At 74.9% G+C, this 18,006-nt stretch carries 17 protein-coding genes and 3 tRNA genes; 10 read left to right on the top strand and 10 right to left on the bottom strand.

Features of this window, described 5'->3' with window-relative positions; genetic code table 11:
- The first annotated feature begins 101 nt into the window (after nucleotides 1-101).
- A complete protein-coding gene (locus CSPHI_RS03015) occupies nucleotides 102-383 on the top strand; it encodes a DUF3618 domain-containing protein (RefSeq protein ID WP_075691442.1) in 282 nt (93 codons plus the stop codon).
- 57 nt (nucleotides 384-440) lie between these two features.
- Here the strand turns inward: CSPHI_RS03015 and CSPHI_RS03020 are convergent, their stop codons facing one another.
- From CSPHI_RS03020 to CSPHI_RS03030, 3 genes are all read right to left on the bottom strand, one after another.
- The gene (locus CSPHI_RS03020; RefSeq protein ID WP_075691443.1) at nucleotides 441-1,799 is read right to left on the bottom strand and encodes a PH domain-containing protein; all 1,359 of its coding nucleotides are present in this window, start codon (nucleotides 1,797-1,799) and stop codon (nucleotides 441-443) included.
- Nucleotides 1,796-2,287 (bottom strand): PH domain-containing protein, encoded by a 492-nt coding sequence (locus tag CSPHI_RS03025; protein ID WP_075691444.1) that lies wholly within the window; start codon nucleotides 2,285-2,287, stop codon nucleotides 1,796-1,798. The genes CSPHI_RS03020 and CSPHI_RS03025 overlap by 4 nt, the downstream gene beginning before the upstream one ends.
- 158 nt (nucleotides 2,288-2,445) lie before the next feature.
- Nucleotides 2,446-2,518, bottom strand: a tRNA-Lys gene (locus tag CSPHI_RS03030).
- Nucleotides 2,519-2,964: 446 nt separating this feature from the next.
- Here CSPHI_RS03030 and CSPHI_RS03035 point away from each other — a divergent pair.
- On the top strand, nucleotides 2,965-4,161 hold the full coding sequence (locus tag CSPHI_RS03035; RefSeq protein ID WP_084210204.1) for a L,D-transpeptidase: 1,197 nt from the start codon (nucleotides 2,965-2,967) through the stop codon (nucleotides 4,159-4,161).
- A gap of 69 nt (nucleotides 4,162-4,230) precedes the next feature.
- Here CSPHI_RS03035 and CSPHI_RS03040 read toward each other — a convergent pair whose 3' ends face one another.
- Together CSPHI_RS03040 and CSPHI_RS03045 are read right to left on the bottom strand one after the other, a co-directional pair.
- Entirely contained in the window at nucleotides 4,231-4,875 is a 645-nt protein-coding gene (locus CSPHI_RS03040; RefSeq protein WP_075691445.1) for a response regulator, read from the bottom strand.
- The gene (locus CSPHI_RS03045; RefSeq protein WP_084210205.1) at nucleotides 4,872-6,185 is read right to left on the bottom strand and encodes a sensor histidine kinase; all 1,314 of its coding nucleotides are present in this window, start codon (nucleotides 6,183-6,185) and stop codon (nucleotides 4,872-4,874) included. The genes CSPHI_RS03040 and CSPHI_RS03045 overlap by 4 nt, the downstream gene beginning before the upstream one ends.
- 110 nt (nucleotides 6,186-6,295) lie before the next feature.
- Here CSPHI_RS03045 and CSPHI_RS03050 point away from each other — a divergent pair, with 110 nt between their 5' ends.
- Together CSPHI_RS03050 and CSPHI_RS03055 are read left to right on the top strand one after the other, a co-directional pair.
- Nucleotides 6,296-7,273, top strand: a complete 978-nt coding sequence (locus CSPHI_RS03050; RefSeq protein WP_075691446.1) for an FtsX-like permease family protein — start codon at nucleotides 6,296-6,298, stop codon at nucleotides 7,271-7,273.
- A 52-nt stretch (nucleotides 7,274-7,325) separates the two neighbouring features.
- Entirely contained in the window at nucleotides 7,326-8,096 is a 771-nt protein-coding gene (locus tag CSPHI_RS03055; RefSeq protein WP_075691447.1) for an ABC transporter ATP-binding protein, read from the top strand.
- A 330-nt stretch (nucleotides 8,097-8,426) separates the two neighbouring features.
- Here the strand turns inward: CSPHI_RS03055 and CSPHI_RS03060 are convergent.
- From CSPHI_RS03060 to CSPHI_RS03075, 4 genes are all read right to left on the bottom strand, one after another.
- A tRNA-His gene (locus CSPHI_RS03060) sits at nucleotides 8,427-8,499 on the bottom strand.
- A gap of 110 nt (nucleotides 8,500-8,609) precedes the next feature.
- The gene (gene orn, locus CSPHI_RS03065) at nucleotides 8,610-9,236 is read right to left on the bottom strand and encodes an oligoribonuclease (RefSeq protein ID WP_075691448.1); all 627 of its coding nucleotides are present in this window, start codon (nucleotides 9,234-9,236) and stop codon (nucleotides 8,610-8,612) included.
- Complete coding sequence (gene cmrA / locus CSPHI_RS03070) at nucleotides 9,233-10,030, bottom strand: mycolate reductase (RefSeq protein ID WP_075691449.1); 798 nt, start codon at nucleotides 10,028-10,030, stop codon at nucleotides 9,233-9,235. Before cmrA ends, orn begins: the two co-directional genes overlap by 4 nt.
- A gap of 126 nt (nucleotides 10,031-10,156) precedes the next feature.
- Entirely contained in the window at nucleotides 10,157-11,230 is a 1,074-nt protein-coding gene (locus tag CSPHI_RS03075) for a poly(ethylene terephthalate) hydrolase family protein (protein WP_075691450.1), read from the bottom strand.
- 338 nt (nucleotides 11,231-11,568) lie between these two features.
- On the opposite strand from CSPHI_RS03075, the gene CSPHI_RS03080 reads away from it, so the two are divergent.
- Complete coding sequence (locus tag CSPHI_RS03080; RefSeq protein ID WP_075691451.1) at nucleotides 11,569-11,883, top strand: DMT family transporter; 315 nt, start codon at nucleotides 11,569-11,571, stop codon at nucleotides 11,881-11,883.
- A 34-nt stretch (nucleotides 11,884-11,917) separates the two neighbouring features.
- Here the strand turns inward: CSPHI_RS03080 and CSPHI_RS03085 are convergent.
- Nucleotides 11,918-11,990: transfer RNA gene (locus CSPHI_RS03085), tRNA-Arg, on the bottom strand.
- Between the two features lie 98 nt (nucleotides 11,991-12,088).
- On the opposite strand from CSPHI_RS03085, the gene CSPHI_RS03090 reads away from it, so the two are divergent.
- The 5 genes from CSPHI_RS03090 to CSPHI_RS03110 all read left to right on the top strand — a co-directional run bounded on the left by CSPHI_RS03090 (nucleotide 12,089) and on the right by CSPHI_RS03110 (nucleotide 17,999).
- Nucleotides 12,089-14,248: a bifunctional copper resistance protein CopD/cytochrome c oxidase assembly protein gene (locus tag CSPHI_RS03090; protein WP_075691452.1), complete on the top strand. Its 2,160-nt coding sequence runs from the start codon at nucleotides 12,089-12,091 to the stop codon at nucleotides 14,246-14,248.
- Nucleotides 14,249-14,437: 189 nt separating this feature from the next.
- On the top strand, nucleotides 14,438-14,929 hold the full coding sequence (ssb, locus tag CSPHI_RS03095; protein ID WP_075691453.1) for a single-stranded DNA-binding protein: 492 nt from the start codon (nucleotides 14,438-14,440) through the stop codon (nucleotides 14,927-14,929).
- 146 nt (nucleotides 14,930-15,075) lie between these two features.
- Complete coding sequence (gene ettA, locus CSPHI_RS03100; protein ID WP_075691454.1) at nucleotides 15,076-16,746, top strand: energy-dependent translational throttle protein EttA; 1,671 nt, start codon at nucleotides 15,076-15,078, stop codon at nucleotides 16,744-16,746.
- A gap of 117 nt (nucleotides 16,747-16,863) precedes the next feature.
- Nucleotides 16,864-17,325, top strand: a complete 462-nt coding sequence (locus CSPHI_RS03105; protein WP_075691455.1) for an acyl-CoA thioesterase — start codon at nucleotides 16,864-16,866, stop codon at nucleotides 17,323-17,325.
- A complete protein-coding gene (locus tag CSPHI_RS03110; protein WP_075691456.1) occupies nucleotides 17,325-17,999 on the top strand; it encodes a DUF8185 domain-containing protein in 675 nt (224 codons plus the stop codon). Before CSPHI_RS03105 ends, CSPHI_RS03110 begins: the two co-directional genes overlap by 1 nt.
- The last annotated feature ends 7 nt before the right edge of the window (nucleotides 18,000-18,006 follow it).

An 18,006-nucleotide genomic window follows, 5' to 3' on the forward strand; every position in this document is an offset into this window, starting at 1 on the left:
ATCGTAGCGAGCCGATCCGGCCGCGGGGGAGCCTTCACCGCGGCGGAAGGTGTTAGTCTCGTGCGCAGACAAGCCGATCACCGAACAGCAGGGGAGTCCCCGTGGCCCGCAACATTGACGCCATCCAGCGTGACATCGAACGCAACCGCACCCAGCTCGCCCGGACGCTGGACGAGCTCGCCGAGCGCGCGAACCCGAAGAGCCTCGCGGACGACGCCAAGTCCCAGGCCGCCGACCGGCTGAAGGACCCGCAGGTGCAGGCCATCCTGGGCGTGTGCGCCGCCGCGGTGGTGGGCCTCATCGTGGCCAAGGTGGTCAGCAACCGCAAGCGCGGCGCCGAGATCGAGCGGATCCGCGAGCTCATCGAGAACGTCTCCAAGTAGCCCGGCGCACCCCGCCCCGCCGCACCGCCGGCGGGGCCTCGCCGTCTCCGGGCCCGCTCAGCCCGCGGGCTCCGGCGGGGGCAGCCGGCGCCGCCGCAGCAGCGCCAGCAGGGCGGCCGCATCGGCGGCGGCCAGGCCCCGGGCGCGCATCCGTACCGGCCCGGTGACCAGATCCAGGCGCAGCTCCGCCAGCCCCAGCGCCGCCCCCGCCGGCCCGCGGCGCAGGGTGAGCTCCTGCACCCGCGCCGGGGCGACCACCGCCACCCGGCGGTGCAGCAGCCCCCGGTGCAGCGCGATCGCCGCTGGCTGCTCCCCGGCCCCGGGCACCAGGGCCACCGCCCGGCGCCGGTGCAGCAGCGGCGCGACCCAGCCCGCCCGGGCCGGGTTGCGCAGTGCCCCGGGCGCCGGCCGCCCCGGGTCCAGCCCGGCCGCCACCGCGGCCGCCGGGGCCCCGCCGAGGGCGGTGAGCACCGCCAGCGCCGCCTCCGGGGGCCCCGCCGGCAGCAGGGTGGTCGCCGCGGCATCGTCCCGGTCGCCGTAGCCGGCGACATCGGCGCGCACCCGCCACCAGCCCGCCGGCCGCCACAGCGGCGGCTGGTCCAGCTCCACGGCGTGCACCCGGCCGCGCCGGATGGTGCGCCGGCGTCGCTCGGCCAGGCCGTAGCCGAGCACCACCTCCTCCCCGGCGATGCGCGCGGTGAACCGCCAGCCCCGATCCACCGTCGCCCACAGCGCCGGCGCCGCGGCGAGGGCCACCGGGGCCGCGGCCAGGCCCGCCGGGGTGGCCAGCGCGGCGATCCCGGCGAGGATCCCGGCCACCCCGGTCCCGCGCAGCGCCGCGGCGGCGAGGATCCGCGCCACCGGCACCGGGGCGACCAGGGCGGGTGCGGCCGGGATCTCGCCGCCGGGCCGCTCCGCGGCCTCGGCGGGGCCGGCCGCGTCGAGCAGCCCCGCGCGCAGCGCGACGGCCTCCGCCCGCCGCAGATAGCGCACCACCAGCACCGAATCGGCGCCCCCGGCGGTCTCCACGCGCACCGCCGCCAGGCCCAGCAGCCGGGGCAGCGGCGGCTCGACCAGATCCACCGCCTGCACCCGATCCAGCCGGGCGGAGCGGCTGCGCCGGCGCAGCACCCCGGACACCACGCGCAGTTCGCCGTCCGCCACCCGGAAGCCCATCGCCCGCCACCAGGGCAGGCTCGCCGCCCAGGCCAGCGCCCCGAGCAGGAGCAGCGCGAGCACGGCGGCGACCGCGGCGGCGGGCGCCGCCCAGCCGGGGCCGGCGGCCAGCCACCGGCGCAGCGCGGCCACCCCGGCGGGATCGGCCTGCGCCACCGCGGCGGCGGCCCCGGTGAGCAGCCCCGCCCAGGCGCGCAGCAGCGGGGTGGCCGGGTGCACCCGGCGCCACCGCCCGCTCACAGCCCGCTCAGCCTCTCCCGGGCCCGGCCGGTGAGCCGCTCCCGCAGCGGGTGGGCCTGCGCGGCGGGGATCCCGCGCAGCCGGGAATCGGAGGTCGCCGAGGCGGTGTGCACGGTGAGCTCCGCGATGCCCAGGGCCCGCTGCAGCGGCCCGGCGGTGACGTCGACGAACTGGATCCGGCCATAGGGCACCACGGTGACGGTGCGCCACAGCCGGCCGCGGGCCAGCAGCAGCTCCTCGGGGGCCTCCGCCCAGCCCATCCGGCGCACCTGGGCGGGCAGCAGCCAGGCCAGCCACGCGGCGAGCAGCGTCGCGGCGCCCGCGGCCGCCCACCAGCGCGGATCGAGGGCGATCGCGGCCACCGCCGCGGCCCCGGCCCCCAGCAGCACCGGGGGCAGCGCGAGGGCCAGCCGCAGCCGGCCCAGGGCGGGGGAGACCCGGGTCAGCGGCTCGGCGATCCCGGTGACGGCGAACGTGTCCGGGTCCATGGCGGGCAACCTCCCTCGGCGGCGGGGCGCGGTGGCCGGCCCGCGGGGTCCGCGGCGGGCCGATGACCCCATCCTGGCATGTCCCCGGCCGCGGCCGGGCACCCCCGAAAAGAGGGCCAGGCCGGAGGTTGGGAAACCTCCGGCCTGGCCTTTCGCGGTGCGCCATCAGGGACTCGAACCCCGAACCCGCTGATTAAGAGTCAGCTGCTCTACCAATTGAGCTAATGGCGCTCGACGTCGTCGGGCAGGCGGTGCGGCCCGCGCGGCAACGAGATGAAATATAGCGCCGCGGTCGGCGACTTGTAAAATCCCCTGGTCGGCGCCCGGTTTCTCCGGTGCGCGGCGGCGGGTGCGCAGTATGCCCGGGGCGGCGTGCGGGCCCCGGGGCGCACCCGGGCGGCCGCGGCGGACGGCCCGGCGCGGAACCGGGTCCGGGTGACCCATTCGTTCGGATTGCAAACGACGTTCGCCATCCTGTAACGTCCCGTGAACTGCGCCGATGACATTGTTGCCGAATCTTGACTGCTTTCCGGCGGTCGCATGCTGCGTCCGTCCCGGTCGGGAAGTAGATTCGGCAATGGACGGCGACGCCGCCGGCCGCCCCCGGCGGCGCCCGCGGCCGGCCCCGGCCGACCGCCCCGCCCCATGCACGACCCCTCACCTGGAGCACACCCACGATGGCCCTTTTCCTTCGCACCCACCGACGTGGCCGGTTCACCGCGGCGATCGCCGCCGCCGGCGTCGCCGCCCTGGGACTCGTCGCCTGCACGGTCGACGAGGGCGGGGATCCGCAGCGGAACCAGGCGGAGCAGGAGGAGCGCATCGAGCCGGTGTTCAGCGTCGAGGACGGCGAGGAGGGCGTCGACGTGCTCGACCCGGTGCGGGTGTCCGTGGACGCCTCCGCCGGGGAGGTCCTCGAGGAGGTCGTGATGACCAACGAGGAGGGCCGCGAGGTCGAGGGGGAGCTCGCCGAGGGCGGCGCCGCCTGGGCCTCCACCGAGCCGCTGGGCTACGGCCGCACCTACACCGTGGCCGCCACCGTGGACGGCGACACCGTGCAGCGCAGCTTCACCACCGTGGTCCCCGACATCCAGGCCAACGTCTCGGTGGCCCCCGCCGAGGGCTCGGTGGTCGGCGTGGGCCAGACCATCGCGGTGCGCTTCGGGGTGCCGGTCGTCGACCGGGTCGCCGCCCAGGACATGATCGAGGTCACCGCGGAGCCGCCGGTGGAGGGGGCCTTCTTCTGGCTCAGCGACTACGAGGTGCGCTGGCGGCCGGCGGAGTTCTGGGATCCGGGCACCGCGGTGCAGGTCAAGGTCAACGCCTACGGCAGGGGGCTCGGCGGCAACGACTACGGGGCCGCGGACGCCGCCACCAGCTTCACCATCGGCGACCGGGTGGTGGCCACCGCCGACGACGCCACCAAGACCATGACCATCGAGCGCAACGGCGAGGCCGAGATGTCCATGCCGATCTCCATGGGCAACGACCGGTGGCTGACCCCCAACGGGGTGTACATCATCGGCGAGCAGCACGAGGACATGGTGATGGACTCCACCACCTACGGCCTCTCCCTGGAGGACGGCGGGTACAAGACCCCGGTGAAGTACGCCACCCAGATGTCCTACTCGGGCATCTACGTGCACGGCGCGCCCTGGTCGGTGTGGGCGCAGGGCAGCCAGAACACCTCGCACGGCTGCATCAACGTGTCCATCCCGAACGCCAAGTGGTTCCAGGAGCACACCAAGCGCGGGGACGTGGTGATCGTGCGGAACACCAAGGGCGAGGTGCTCTCCGGCTATGACGGGCTCGGCGACTGGAACATCCCCTGGGAGCGCTGGAAGGCCGGCAACGCCGACCGCTCCGACCAGTAGCCCCGCGCCCCCGGCACCCGCCCGCGCCCCGGCCCTCCGGCCGGGGCGCGGGCGATCCCGGCCGGGCGGCTAGAGGATGCCGCGTTCCACGGCGGCGGCCACCGCCGCGGTGCGCGAGCCCACCCCGAGTTTGGTGAACACGTGCACCAGGTGGGATTTCACGGTCGCCTCGGTGAGGTGCAGCCGGCGCGCGATCGCCCGGTTGCCCAGGCCCTCGGCGACCAGGGCGAGCACCTCCGCCTCCCTCGGGGTCAGCGCGGTGCCCGGGTTGCGGGTGCGCGCCAGCAGCCGGCCGGCGACGTCCGCGGAGAGCACGGTGCGCCCGGCGGCGGCGTCGCGCACCCCGGCGACCAGTTCGGCGGGGTCGGCGTCCTTGAGCAGGTAGCCCACCGCCCCGGCGGAGATCGCGCCGAGCACATCGGCGTCCGAGGAGTAGTTCGTCACCACCAGCACCTGCGGCGGGTCGGCCAGCGCCCGGATCTCGGCGGTGGCCGCCGCCCCCGCCGAGGTGGTCGCCGCCCCGGGGGCCTCCCCGAAGCGGAGATCCATCAGCACCACGTGCGGCCGCGGGTGCGCGGTGCAGCGCGCCACCGCCTGCTCCGCGGCGCCGACCTCCCCGATCACCTCGATGTCCGCGGCGGCGTCGAGCACCGCGCGCAGCCCGGCCCGGACCACCGGATGGTCGTCGGCGATGAGCACCCGGATCGCGGTCATCGGGCCCCCTCCCGCGCCGGCGCCGGGGCGGGCAGGGTGAGCCGCACCCCGCAGCCGGCCCCGGGGGCGGATTCCACGGTGAGGTCCCCCCCGGCGTCCCGGGCCCGCCGCCGCGCCCCGGCCAGGCCGAAGGAGCCCCCCGGGGCGGGCGCCGCCGGGTCGAAGCCGACCCCGTCGTCGACCACGTCGAGGGCCACCCCCTCCGGTTCGTAGGTCAGGGTGACCCGGCAGGAGCGCGCCCCGGAATGGGCGACGACGTTGCCGAGCAGGGTCTGCGCCACCCGCAGCACCGTGGCCTCGGTGACCTGGGGCAGCGGCCGGGCGGCCCCGTCCACCCGGAAGGACACCGCCGCGCCGAGGGCGGTGCCGGCGCACGCCCGGGCCAGGGCCGCGGGCAGCTCCGCCCCGGCCAGGGGGGCCGGCTGCAGCCGGGCGATGATCGCCCGGGTCTCCGCGAGATTGTCCGCGGCGGTGCCCCGGGCCAGCCGGATCCGGCCCAGGGGGCGGTCCGCCCCGGGTAGCTCCGCCAGCTCCGCCTCCGCGGCGTGCAGCAGCAGCCCGATGGAGGCCAGCCCCTGGGCCACGGTGTCGTGGATCTCGGCGGCCAGCCGGGCCCGCTCGTCGAGTTCCCCGGCCCGCCGGGAGATCGCGGCGACGTCGGCGCGGGCCGCGAGCAGCTGGGCCAGCGCCGCCTGCCGGGCGGCGACCTCCCGCTGCAGCAGCCGGAAGCCCAGCCCGGTGGCCGCGGCGACCAGGCCGCCGACCACCGGGCCGATCACCCCGCCCGGGCTGGGCCCGCCATGGTGCGCGATCGCGGCCACCGCCAGGGCGGTCAGCCCCGCCACCGCCACCAGCCCCGGTGCCGGGGTGGCCACGTGCATGGCCACGAAGAACAGCGGGAAGGCCAGGTAGGCGGCCTCCGGGACGGTGAAGGCCAGGCCCGCCCAGGCGGCCAGCAGGGCCAGCAGCCAGATCAGCACCGGCCCCGCCGGGTGGCCGCCGGCGGGCTGCGCCGGCGCGCCCGCCCGGGCGGCCGCGCGGCGCTCCGCGCGGCGGCCCAGCAGGGTGCCGGGCAGGTACACCGCCGCGAACGCGGCCGCCCAGGCCAGCGCGACCGGCCGGTGGTCGGCGACCACCGCCAGCACGAGCAGCGCGGCGACCAGCAGGTCCAGGGCGGTGCGCAGGCCCCACCAGGCCCGGGCCAGCGCGCCCGGGTCCGCGGCCGGGGCGGTCTCCGCCGCGGCCGCGGGCCCGCCGCCCGGGTGGGCGGGCCGGTCGGGGGTGGTCGGGGCCGGGGCGGGACGGTCCATGACCCCCAGGGTAGGCGCGCGCCCCGGGGGCGGCATCAACCGAAAGTGGGAGCCGAAGTCCCATCCCGCGGGCGATTCGGCGGCGGCGCCCCGCGGCGAGCATGGGGACCATGTACCAGGCAATCCGGGAACTGCGCGCCGCACCGGGGCGCACCACCCTCATCACCGTGACCATCGGCCTCATCGCCGTCCTCGTGACCTTCCTCTCCGCGCTCACCGCCGGACTCGCGGAACGATCCGTCTCCGGGCTGGAGGATCAGCTCGGCGAGGACACCCTCGTCCTCGCGGACACCGGCGCCGGCACCCTCAACGCCTCCCGCCTCGACGGGGATCAGCTCGACGCCCTCGGCGGCCGGGAGCTGCGGATCGGCCGGCTGCGGGTGGGGGAGACCCCCGCCGTGACCCTGCCGGACCCGGACCTGGCGTCCGGGCGCGCCCGGGTCGCCGCCGATCTGGGCGACCAGGTCGACGTCGGGGCGGAGCTGCCCCTCGGCGAGGGCGTCACCGTCGTCGTCGACTCGGTGGACCCCGCGGACGCGCCCGGCCAGTGGCTGGAGCACCAGCCGGTGGTGCACATCAGCGCCGCCGATTCGGCGGCCACCGCCGGCCCCGCCGCGGGGGTCATCCTCGCCGGGGAGGTCCCGGAGGTCGAGGGGGTCACCGCCCTCACCGGCGACGATCGGCTCTCCGCGGTGGCCTCCTACCGCGGCGAGCAGACCTCCCTCGGCACCATGACCGCCCTGCTGTACCTCATCTCCGCCCTCGTCGTCGGCGCCTTCTTCATGGTGTGGACGGTGCAGCGGCTGCGCGCGGTGGCCATCGCCGGGGCGCTCGGCGCCTCCCGCCGGGTGCTCGTCGCCGACGCCCTCGGCCAGGCCGGGCTGGTGCTGCTCGCCGGGATCGGCGCCGGTCTGGCGGTGACCCTCGTCGCCGGCGCGGCCGCCTCCGGGGTGATGCCGGTGCGCATCGACGCCGGCACCACCCTGGTGCCCGCCGGCCTGCTGCTGGCCTGCGGCCTGGCCGGGGCGGCGGTGTCGCTGCGGCCGGTGCTGCGCGCCGAACCGCGCACCGCCCTCGCCGCCGGCTGAGCCCGCCCAACCCACCCGCACCCCACCCGACCCCCGACCCCCAGGAGAGGCCATGACCGACCACCGCACCGACCACGACACCGACCACGACGCCGCGGCGGGCCGCCCCGCGCTGGAGCTTTCCGGCATCGTGCTGGACATCGCCGACGGCGCCGGCCGCCGCCGGCTGCTCGACCACGTCGATCTCGACGTGCGCTCCGGGGAGATCCTCGGCGTCACCGGGCCCTCCGGCTCCGGCAAATCCACCCTGCTCGCCGTCGCCGGGGCGCTCGCCGCCCCCGATTCCGGGCGGGCCGTGCTGCACGCCGGGGGCCGGGAGATCGACCTGGCCGCCGGCGGGGCCGCCGCCGCCCGGATCCGGCGGGACCATATCGGGCTGGTGTTCCAGCAGGACAACCTGATCCCCTCGCTGCGGGTGCGCGAGCAGCTGGAGCTGATGACCCGGCTGGACCGGGTGCTGCCGCCCTCGCGGGCGGCGCGCCGGGCCGCCCGGGAGCGCGCCGGGGAGCTGCTCGACGCCGTCGGCCTGGCCGATCTCGCGGAGCGCCGGGCGGGTGCCCTCTCCGGCGGCCAGCGGGCCCGGGTGAACCTGGCCCGGGCGCTGATGAACCGCCCGGAGCTGATCCTCGCCGACGAGCCCACCGCCGCCCTGGACCGGGACTCCGCGGCCCGGGTCACCGAACTGCTCGGCGCGGTGGTCCGGGAGGCCGGGGCGGCGGCCCTCTACGTCACCCACGACCTGGACCAGCTGCATATCGCGGATCGCGTCGTGGGGCTCGTCGACGGCCGGGTCACCGCGGCGCAGCCGGCGGCCGCCGGCTGAGGGGTCGGGGCGCCGCTGGCCCGCACGGCACCGCCCCCCCCGGGTGCGCCGAGGACGGCGCCCGGGGGTCGGCCCCCGGGCGGGGCCGCGTCGCCGAGGACGCCACCATCGTCGCAACCCCGACGGCGGACGGGGATGGCTGCGGAGGACCCGACGCCGGAGCGCCCGAGGCCGGGCCGGGCGCTCGTGCGGTGCCGGGGCCTGGACGGCTCAGCCGACGGTCCGGCGGTGAGGATGGTGGAGCGGGGATCCGGGCCGGGATCGGCCCCCGCGCGCCGAAAAAGGAGATGGCCCCCGACCTCGTCTATCGAGGTCGGGGGCCATATTCGGGGTGACTGACGGGACTCGAACCCGCGACACCCAGGATCACAACCTGGTGCTCTACCAGCTGAACTACAGTCACCATCGCCTTCCGGGCGTCGGCGCCCGTGCAGCGCCATCATGCTAACCCAGCCGCGGGCCGGGGGCAAAATCCCCGTTCGGCGGGGGTTTCGCCCCCGCGGCGGCGGGGCCTCAGATGGGGAAGCGCTCCTCGGCGGCCCGGGTGGCCTCCGCGATGGTGGCCTCATCCGGGCCGGCGCCGGGCCGGAAGGCCGCCCGCCGGTAGTAGTCCAGCTCCCGGATCGACTCCCGGATATCGGCCAGCGCCCGGTGCGCCATGCCCTTCGCCGGCTGATGGGAGTACACCTCCGGCATCCACCGCCGGGTGAGCTCCTTGATCGAGGACACGTCGATCATCCGGTAGTGCAGGAACTCCTCCAGCTCCGGCATGTACCGGCGGATGAAGCCCCGGTCGGAGGCGATGGAGTTGCCCGCCAGCGGCGCGGCCCCGGCCTCGTCGACATGGGCGCGCAGGTACTCCAGCACCCGCCGCTCCGCCGCGGCGACGTCGGTGCCGGAGGCCCGGATCTCCTCGGTGAGCCCGGAGGAGCGGTGCATCTCGGTGACCACCTCGTCCATCTCCGCCAATTCCGCCTCCCCGGCGTGGATCACCACGTCCACGCCCTCGCCGAGGATGTTCAGCTCGGCGTCGGTGACCAGGGCGGCGATCTCCACCAGGACGTGGCGGTCCGGGTCCAGGCCGGTCATCTCGCAGTCGATCCACACGATCCGGTCGTGCTTGGCGGTGTTCGCGCTCATTGCGCCATCCCCTCGTAGAAGCGGCCGATGACCGGGGCGACCAGCCATCGGGGCAGGTAGGTGCCGGCGGTGTTCATGCCCTTGGACAGGATCCCGGGCACCACCCGCAGCCGGTTCGCGGCGAGGGCGTCCACGGTGTCCCGGGCGCAGTCCTCGGTGGAGGTCCACAGGAAGTCCGGCACCGCCTCGTCGACCTCGTTGGCCCCGTCCTCCCGGGCGTCCGGGCGCACCGGCCCGGGGGCGAGCAGGGTGCAGGACACCCCGGTGCCCTTCAGGTCGTAGTGCAGCGCCTCGGTGAAGGTGTTCACGAAGGCCTTGGTGCCCACGTAGGTGGCGTTGTTCGGGATCACCGTGGTGCCGGCGGCGGAGCCGACGTTGAGGATCGCCCCGGAGCCGCGGGCCACCATCGGGTGCACGGCGGCGTCGGTGAGCTCGAACACGGCGGTGGCGTTGAGCTCGAACTGGGCGCGCTCATGGGCCCGGTCCAGATCCTGGAAGCGGCCGAAGGTGGCGATCCCGGCGCAGTTGACCAGGATGGTCACCCGATCCCAGGCGATCTCCCCGATGAACTCGGCCCGGGCCTCCGGGTCGGCGAGATCGCAGGGGCGCACGTCCACGGCCAGGCTCGGCCCGGCCAGCTCCGCGGCGAGCTCGGCGAGCTTGGCCTCGGAGCGGGCGACCAGGGTGAGGCTGTGCCCGCGGCGGGCCAGCTCCCGGGCGATGGCCCGGCCGATCCCGGAGGATGCGCCGGTGACCACCGCCCGGGACTCGAGGTGCGGGGTGGGGAGGGCCATGCGGGGGCCGTCCTTTCGGGGTGGGGGTCGGCTACCCGTCCCAGCCTAATGCCCGCGGCCCGGCCGGGCCCGCGGTCACGCGGGCCCGGCCGGGCCGGGAGGGGGCCGCGGGGGCGGCCGGCGGGGCTACAGGGCGTCCGCGGCGGCGTTGCGCTCCACGTCGAACAGCTCGGGGTCGCCGGCCAGGCCGTAGCCGGGGCCGGCGTACCAGGCCCGGGCGGCGGCGTCATCGCGCACCGAGAAGTCGATGAAGGACAGGGTCAGCCCGGCGTAGGGGTTGTTCTCCGGCCAGTCCAGGGCGGTGGCGTGCCAGGTGCGGGTGGTGCCCGCCCACCAGGCGGGCGCGGTGAGCTTGTCGTAGCGGGCCCGGGCCAGCGGCACCGGGGCCATGGTCTCGTTGTCCGCGACCACCACCAGGGTCGGCGCATCGGAGGGCCGGGTGGCCACCCCGAACTCCGCGGGCCCGGGGTTCAGCGCCACCACGGAGCGGATGTCCAGGTCCGGCTGCACCGGGGCGAGCAGCTCCTCGATGATCCCGGCCTGGAACATCACCGCGCCGCCGCCGGCGGAGTGGCCGACCATCGCGGTGCGGGAGAAGTCGACGTGCCCGTGCAGCGGGCTGGACTCGTCGCCGTTGGCGAGGGTGGCCGCGATCGCGGCGGCGTTGAGCTGGGTGCCCATCCAGTTCACCATGTTGAAGCCCACCGCCACGATGTAGCCGTGCGAGGCCAGGTGCCGGCTCAGCGGGTCCAGGATGCCCGGCTCGGCGCCGATGCCGGGGGAGAGGATGACCAGCGGCGCGGTCTCGCCGGCGGCGAGATCGGCGGGGTAGAGGTACTCCACGCCGGCGGGGTTGAGCCCGGCCGGGGCGTAGCCGTAGCAGCCGGGCACCTTGTTCAGGCCCTGGGACTCCTGGGCGATCCTGGTGTACACCCGCATCACCAGGGTGTCGCAGTCGGTGGCCTCGGCGGTGGCGGCCACCGGGCGGGGGCCGGGGGCGGAGAAGTTGCCGCGGATGGAGTTCGCCGGGGCCACCCCGCGGTCGACCTTGCCCGGGCGCTCGGTGAGGGAGCCGGCGGAGCCGGTGTCCACGGGCAGCCCGGGCAGGGCGGGCGCCGCGGCGGCGACGGGGGCGAGCAGCAGGGAGGTGGCCGCCAGCGCGGCGACGGCGCCGGTGCGCCGGGAGGTCGTGCGGAACATCGTCGGATCGTCCTCTTCGGTTCTTCGGTTCTCCGCCCGACGCGGCGGCGCGGGCGCTGATACCGGAACGGGTATCCGGTATCCGACGCGGATTATGGCACCGTGTAAATGGTTCATGAAATACGCAACGGGATCAGGGGTGATACCCGGGGGGTGTTCCGGATTCCCCGCGCGACCGGCGGCATCGCGGGAATGCGGTTCAGAACCGGGGTGATGATTTCCACTGCGATGGGAAAGGAATTCACTCCGGTAGCCTGGATGCCGGGGCGCCCGCCGGGCGCCCCGCGCCGCGGCACCGGCCGCGGCGGCGTCCGCCGACCGAGCGTGGAGGAACCCGAGTGCACTGGACCGTGCTGATCCTGTCCGGACTCTTCGAGGGGGTGTGGGCGATCGCGCTGGACCGTTCCGAGGGCTTCACCCGGCTGTGGCCCTCGGTGGCCTTCTTCGCCGCCCTGGCGGTGAGCATGGGCGGGCTGGCCTGGGCGCTGCGCGGGCTGCCGGTGGGCACCGCCTACGCCGCCTGGGTGGCCGTGGGCGTGATCGTCGCCCTGGTGTACTCCCTGCTCGCCGGGGAGGAGCCCTTCACCTGGCTGAAGATGGCCTTCATCGCCATGATCATCGGCGGGGTGGTGGGGCTGAAGGCCGTCGGCTGAGGGCGCCCCCGCGACCCCCGGCGGGGCCGGTGCGCGCCTCCGGAAGGATTCGAACCCTCGACCGTCCGGGTAGAAGCCGGCTGCTCTGTCCGCTGAGCTACGGAGGCCCGTCCCCGCCGCGCGCGGCGCGCCGCCGGGACGGGGCGATTCTAGCGCCCCGCGCCCGCCTCGGCCGCGCCCGCCCCGCCGGACTACCCTGGGGGGCATGACTGCGAGGACCCTGGACCAGCCCACCGGAGGGACCGCCGCACCGAGGAACCGGCCCCGGGTGCGGGGCACCACCGGGTGGTACCTGCTGTTCGTGCTCTGCGCCGGCGCGCTCGCCGGCGCGCTCTCCCTGGCCTTCAACATGGAATCGCGCACCACCCTGGGCATCCCCGACCCCGGGATCATCACCACCGTCGGGTTCCCCCTGGCCAAGGCTGGCGGGGAGATGCTCGCCGCGCTGGCCGTCGGCTCCTTCATGCTCGCCGCCTTCGGCACCAAATGGCGCAAGGACCGCACCCTCGACGTGGACGGCTACGCCGCCAGCCGCACCGGCATGTGGGCGCTGCTCGGCTGGGGCCTGATCGGCCTGCTGCAGATCCCCCTGGTGCTCTCCGACGTCTCCGGGCAGCCGCTGTCGGTGACCATCCGCCCGGAGAACTGGTCGGTGGCCCTGGACCAGGTCTCCGAGGCGCTGGCCTGGCTCTGGGTGGGCATCTTCGCCCTGGTCGGGGCGCTCGGCGCCTCCCTGACCCGCAAGTGGATCTGGCAGCCGGTGTTCTTCGCGCTGTCCCTGGTGTCGATGATGCCGCTGGCCGTGGTCAGCCACAACGCCACCGGCGGCAACCACGACTACGGCACCAACTCCTACATCTGGCACCTCACCTTCACCGTGTTCTGGATCGGCGGGCTGATGGCGCTCATCGGGCACGCCCGGCGCCGCGGCCGGCACCTCGACGTGGTGGTCGCCCGATACAGCTTCGTGGCCCTGGTCGCCTTCGTCGCGATGAGCGTCTCCGGGGTGGTCAACGCCTGGATCAACCTCGGCTGGGATGATCTGTTCACCTCCACCTACGGGATCCTGGTGATGCTCAAGGCGGTCGCCGTGGTGCTGCTCGGCCTCTTCGGCTACCTGCACCGCCGGCTGACCATCCCGGCCATCGCCAAGGACCCCTACGGCGGGGCCTTCCGCCGGGTCGCCATCGTCGAGGTGGTGGTGATGGCGCTGACCATCGGCGTGGCCGTGGCGCTGGGCCGCACCCCGCCGCCGCCGCAGTACGCCGAGCAGGCCGGCGGCACCCTGGACCTGCCGGAGATCACCCAGATGGAGGTCAAGCTCGGCTACCAGCTGGACATCCCCTTCGGCTGGGAGGCGATGTTCACCACCTTCCGCTTCGATCTCTTCTTCGGCTCCGCGGCGATCATCGCCGCCTGGATCTACCTCTACTGGGTGCGGCTGCTGAAGAAGCGCGGCGGCGAATGGCCGGTGGTCAACACCGTGTGGTGGCTCTCCGGCTGCGCCCTGCTGCTGTTCACCTCCTGCTCCGCCCTCGGCGTGTACATGCCGGCGCTGTTCAGCACGCACATGCTGGCGCACATGCTCTACTCCATGGGCATCCCGGTGATGCTCTGCCTGGGCGGGCCGATGACCCTGGGCCTGCGGGCGCTGCGTCCGGCCGGCCGCACGGGCGTACCCGGGCTGCGCGAGTGGCTGGTGGTGTTCATCAACAACCCGGTGTCCCGCTTCCTGACCAACCCCCTGGTCGCCGCGGTGCAGTTCGTCGCCGGGTTCTACCTGCTCTACTTCACCCCGCTGTACCCGTACCTGGCCGATGAGCACGCCGGGCACCTGTTCATGAACATCCACTTCCTGATCTCCGGGTACATCTTCTACTGGGTGATCATCGGCGTGGACGCCGCCCCGCAGCGGATCCCGGAGTCGATCAAGCTGGTCACCCTGATGGGCACCCTGATCTTCCACGCCTTCTTCGGCATCTCCCTGATCATGCTGAACTCGGTGCTGGCGGTGGACTACTACTCCGCCCTGGATCTGCCCTGGCAGGTGGACTTGCTCGAGGACCAGGGCATCGGCGGCGCAATCGCCTGGGCCCTGGGCGAGGTGCCCCTGTTCATCGTGATGGGCGCCCTGTTCGTGCAGTGGCGCAACTCCGACGCCCGCGAGGCCAAGCGCTACGACCGCAAGGCGGAGCGGGATCATGACGCGGAGCTGAACGCCTACAACGCGATGCTCGCGGAGATGGGCGAGACCGGCGGCCCGCGCGCCGACGACCCCTACTTCACCGGGGAGGTCGGCGGGGAGCACGAGATGCACTTCGACAACCCGGTGAGCTCCGAGACGGTGCGCCGGCTCAACCGCTAGCCGGCCGGGGCGGCGGTGGACAATCCCGCGGCGGTTTCCCGCGTTGTCCACACCCGGCCCGGCGCCGGCCGCGCCGGCGCCCGCGCCGCGGCCCGGCGGGGGTGATGCTGGGCGCGCCGGGCGGGGCCCGCGGCCCCCGCGGCCCGGCCGCTGATCCCGGCGCCGCGGAAGAAGGGGGGCGCTGCGCCCATGTCCGATTCGACCATCACCATCCTGGGCAACCTCGCCGCCGGCCCGATCCTGCGCACCACCGGCACCGGCCGCCAGGTGGCGACCTTCCCGGTGGCCTCCTCGCGCAGCCGGCTCGTCGAGGGCGCCTGGGTGAGCGGGGAGACCACCTACCTCGACGTGGACTGCTGGGAGCCGATGGCGCAGAACGTCATGGCCACCCTGGCCCTCGGCATGGCCGTGGTGGTGCACGGCCGGCTGGAGACCAGCCGCTGGAAGACCCCGGAGGGCGAGGACCGGGCGAAGACCCGGGTGCACGCCCTGGCGGTGGGCCCGGATCTGCGCCGGGTCTCCGGGCGGATGGCGCGCACCGTGCGCACCGAGTACGAGGCCCCCGGCGCCGGGGCCGCGGCGGCGGCCCGCCCCGGGGGCGCGGAACCGCCCGCCGCCGCGGGGGAGGAGGCCGCGGCGGACCCGGCCGGGGCCGGCGAACCCGCCGCGGCGCCGTTCTGAACCGGCCCGCCGGCGCCGGCCGCGCCCCGGCCCCACCTGGGCCCCGGCCCCGGGCCGGGCGGCGGGTGGGCCGCGTTGTCGGAACCGGGGCCGGTGCGTAGTGTCTGGGGGGATTGACTCACCGTGAAAGAGGGGTATTCATCAGCATGGCGGAATTCATCTACCAGATGAAGGGCGTGCGCAAGGCCCACGGGGACAAGGTCATCCTCGACAACGTGACCATGGCGTTCTACCCGGGCGCCAAGATCGGCGTGGTCGGGCCCAACGGCGCCGGCAAGTCCTCGATCCTGAAGATCATGGCGGGGCTGGACCAGCCCTCCAACGGGGAGGCCTACCTGGAGCCCGGCGCCACCGTCGGCATCCTGCTGCAGGAGCCCCCGCTCAACGAGGACAAGACCGTCCGCGGCAACGTGGAGGAGGGCCTCGGCGAGATCTTCGAGAAGAAGCAGCGCTTCGAGGCCATCGCCGAGGAGATGGCCACCAACTACACCGATGAGCTGATGGAGGAGATGGGCAAGCTCCAGGAGGAGCTCGACGCCGCCGACGCCTGGGAGATCGACTCCAAGATCGAGCAGGCCATGGACGCGCTGCGCTGCCCGCCCGGCGATGAGCCGGTCACCCACCTCTCCGGCGGCGAGCGCCGCCGGGTGGCGCTGGCCAAGCTGCTGCTCTCGGAGCCGGATCTGCTGCTGCTCGACGAGCCCACCAACCACCTCGACGCCGAGAGCGTGCTGTGGCTGGAGCGGCATCTGCAGGACTACCCCGGCGCCGTGCTCGCGGTGACCCACGACCGGTACTTCCTGGACCACGTCGCCGGCTGGATCTGCGAGGTCGACCGCGGCAAGCTCTACCCCTACGAGGGCAACTACTCCACCTACCTGGAGAAGAAGGCCGAGCGCCTCGAGGTCGCCGGCAAGAAGGACGCCAAGCTGCAGAAGCGGCTCAAGGACGAGCTGGCCTGGGTGCGCTCCGGGCAGAAGGCCCGGCAGGCGAAGAACAAGGCCCGCCTGGAGCGCTACGAGCAGATGGTGGAGGAGGCCGAGCAGTACAAGAAGCTCGACTTCGAGGAGATCCAGATCCCCACCCCGCCGCGGCTGGGCAACCAGGTCGTCGACGTCAAGGACCTCACCAAGGGCTTCGACGGCCGGACGCTCATCAAGGACCTCTCCTTCACCCTGCCCCGCAACGGCATCGTCGGCGTGATCGGCCCCAACGGGGTGGGCAAGTCCACCCTGTTCAAGACCATCGTGGGCCTGGAGGAGCCGGATTCGGGCACCGTCACCGTGGGCCAGACCGTGCAGCTGTCCTACGTCGACCAGGGCCGGGAGAACATCGACGGGGAGAAGACCGTGTGGGAGGTGGTCTCCGACGGGCTGGACTTCATCCAGGTCGGCCAGAACGAGATGCCCTCCCGGGCCTACCTCTCCGCCTTCGGCTTCAAGGGCGCCGATCAGCAGAAGCCGGCCAAGGTGCTCTCCGGCGGCGAGCGCAACCGGCTGAACCTGGCGCTGACCCTCAAGCAGGGCGGCAACCTGATCCTGCTCGACGAGCCGACCAATGACCTGGACGTGGAGACCCTGTCCTCCCTGGAGAACGCGCTGCAGAACTTCCCCGGCTGCGCCGTGGTGATCTCCCACGACCGCTGGTTCCTGGACCGCACCTGCACCCACATCCTCGCCTGGGAGGGCAATGTCGCCGAGGGCCAGTGGTTCTGGTTCGAGGGCAACTTCGAGGGCTACGAGAAGAACAAGGTGGAGCGGCTCGGCCCCGATGCGGCCCGGCCCTCGCGGGTGACCCACCGCAAGCTCACGCGCTAGGCTGGCCCCAGGCGGCCCCCGGTCCCCGACGCGCACACCACGCGCCGGCGGGGCCGGGGGCCCAGTCGTCCCCGCGGCCGCCGCCGCGCAGCCCGTTTCGCCCAGGAGGTCCACCCGATGCCCGATGATCGCGTCGCCCGCCCGCATTCCACCCGGATCCCGGTGCGCTGGTCCGACGTGGACCGGCGCGGCCACGTCAACGACTCGACCTACCTGGACTACGCCCAGGAGGCCCGGCACCGTTGGTTCCGCGACGCGATGGCCGCCGCCGGGCTGCCGCTGCCCCGGGTCCGCTCGGTGGCCGTGGACTTCCTGCGCCCGATCCTGCCCGGTACCGCGGAGGTGATCGTGGACACCGCGATCACCGGCCTGGGCACCACCTCGTACTCGATGCAGCAGACCATCCGCACCTCGGCGACGGACATCGTCGCCGAGGTGGCCACGGTGCTGGTGCTCATGGACACCGCCACGCACCGACCCACCCAGGTCACCGACTCCGCCCGGCGGATGCTCATGGCCTACGCCGCCCCGGAGCTCACCCGCGGCGGCGGGGAGGACGCGCCGGGGGAGCGGGCCTGATGGCCGAGACCCTCGCCGTGCACCCGCCGGCGCTGCGCGACCTGGGCATCCTGGCCCGCCGGGCCGCCGGCCTGGACGGCACCGCGCTCCTGCGGGTGCGGCCCCGCGCCGGGGAGCCGGCGGGCCTGGCCCGGGTGTTCGTGACCACCCCCTTCGGCCCGCTGGGCTGCCGCTCCATCGCCGCGGCGCCGGGTCGGGAGTCGATGGTGGTGCGCGCCGACGCGGTCGCCGCGGCCGCGGAGGCAGCCGCCGCGGCGGGCCCGGACCCGGGCGGCGGGCCGGTGACCCTGGACTGCGGGGCCGCGGCGGACGCCTCCTGGCCGGGGGCGCTGCCCCCGGAGACCGGGTTCGAGCTCATCGACGTGGTGCCCGCCCCGGTGCTGCTCGACCTCGACGAGAAGGCCCGGGCGGTCACCCGGGACACCCCCACCCCGCTGGGCCCGCCGGCCTCCCTGCTGGACCAGGAGGTGCTCGAGGTCGCCGACGGGGACCGGGGGCTGCGCGCCGGGGTGCGGGTGCGCGAGATCCTGGCGCTCACCCGGCTGGGCTTCATCCCCGCCGAACCGCCGGCCGGGGAGCCGGTGCGGGTCTCCGCCCGGGGCCGGTGGACCCGGCTGGACGGGCGCTTCGGCACCGTGTTCAGCCGCGCCGGCTTCGACGTGATCGCCCTGTAGCCCCGCG

Origin of the sequence: Corynebacterium sphenisci DSM 44792, from assembly GCF_001941505.1 — a bacterium.
Taxonomy (GTDB): domain Bacteria; phylum Actinomycetota; class Actinomycetes; order Mycobacteriales; family Mycobacteriaceae; genus Corynebacterium; species Corynebacterium sphenisci.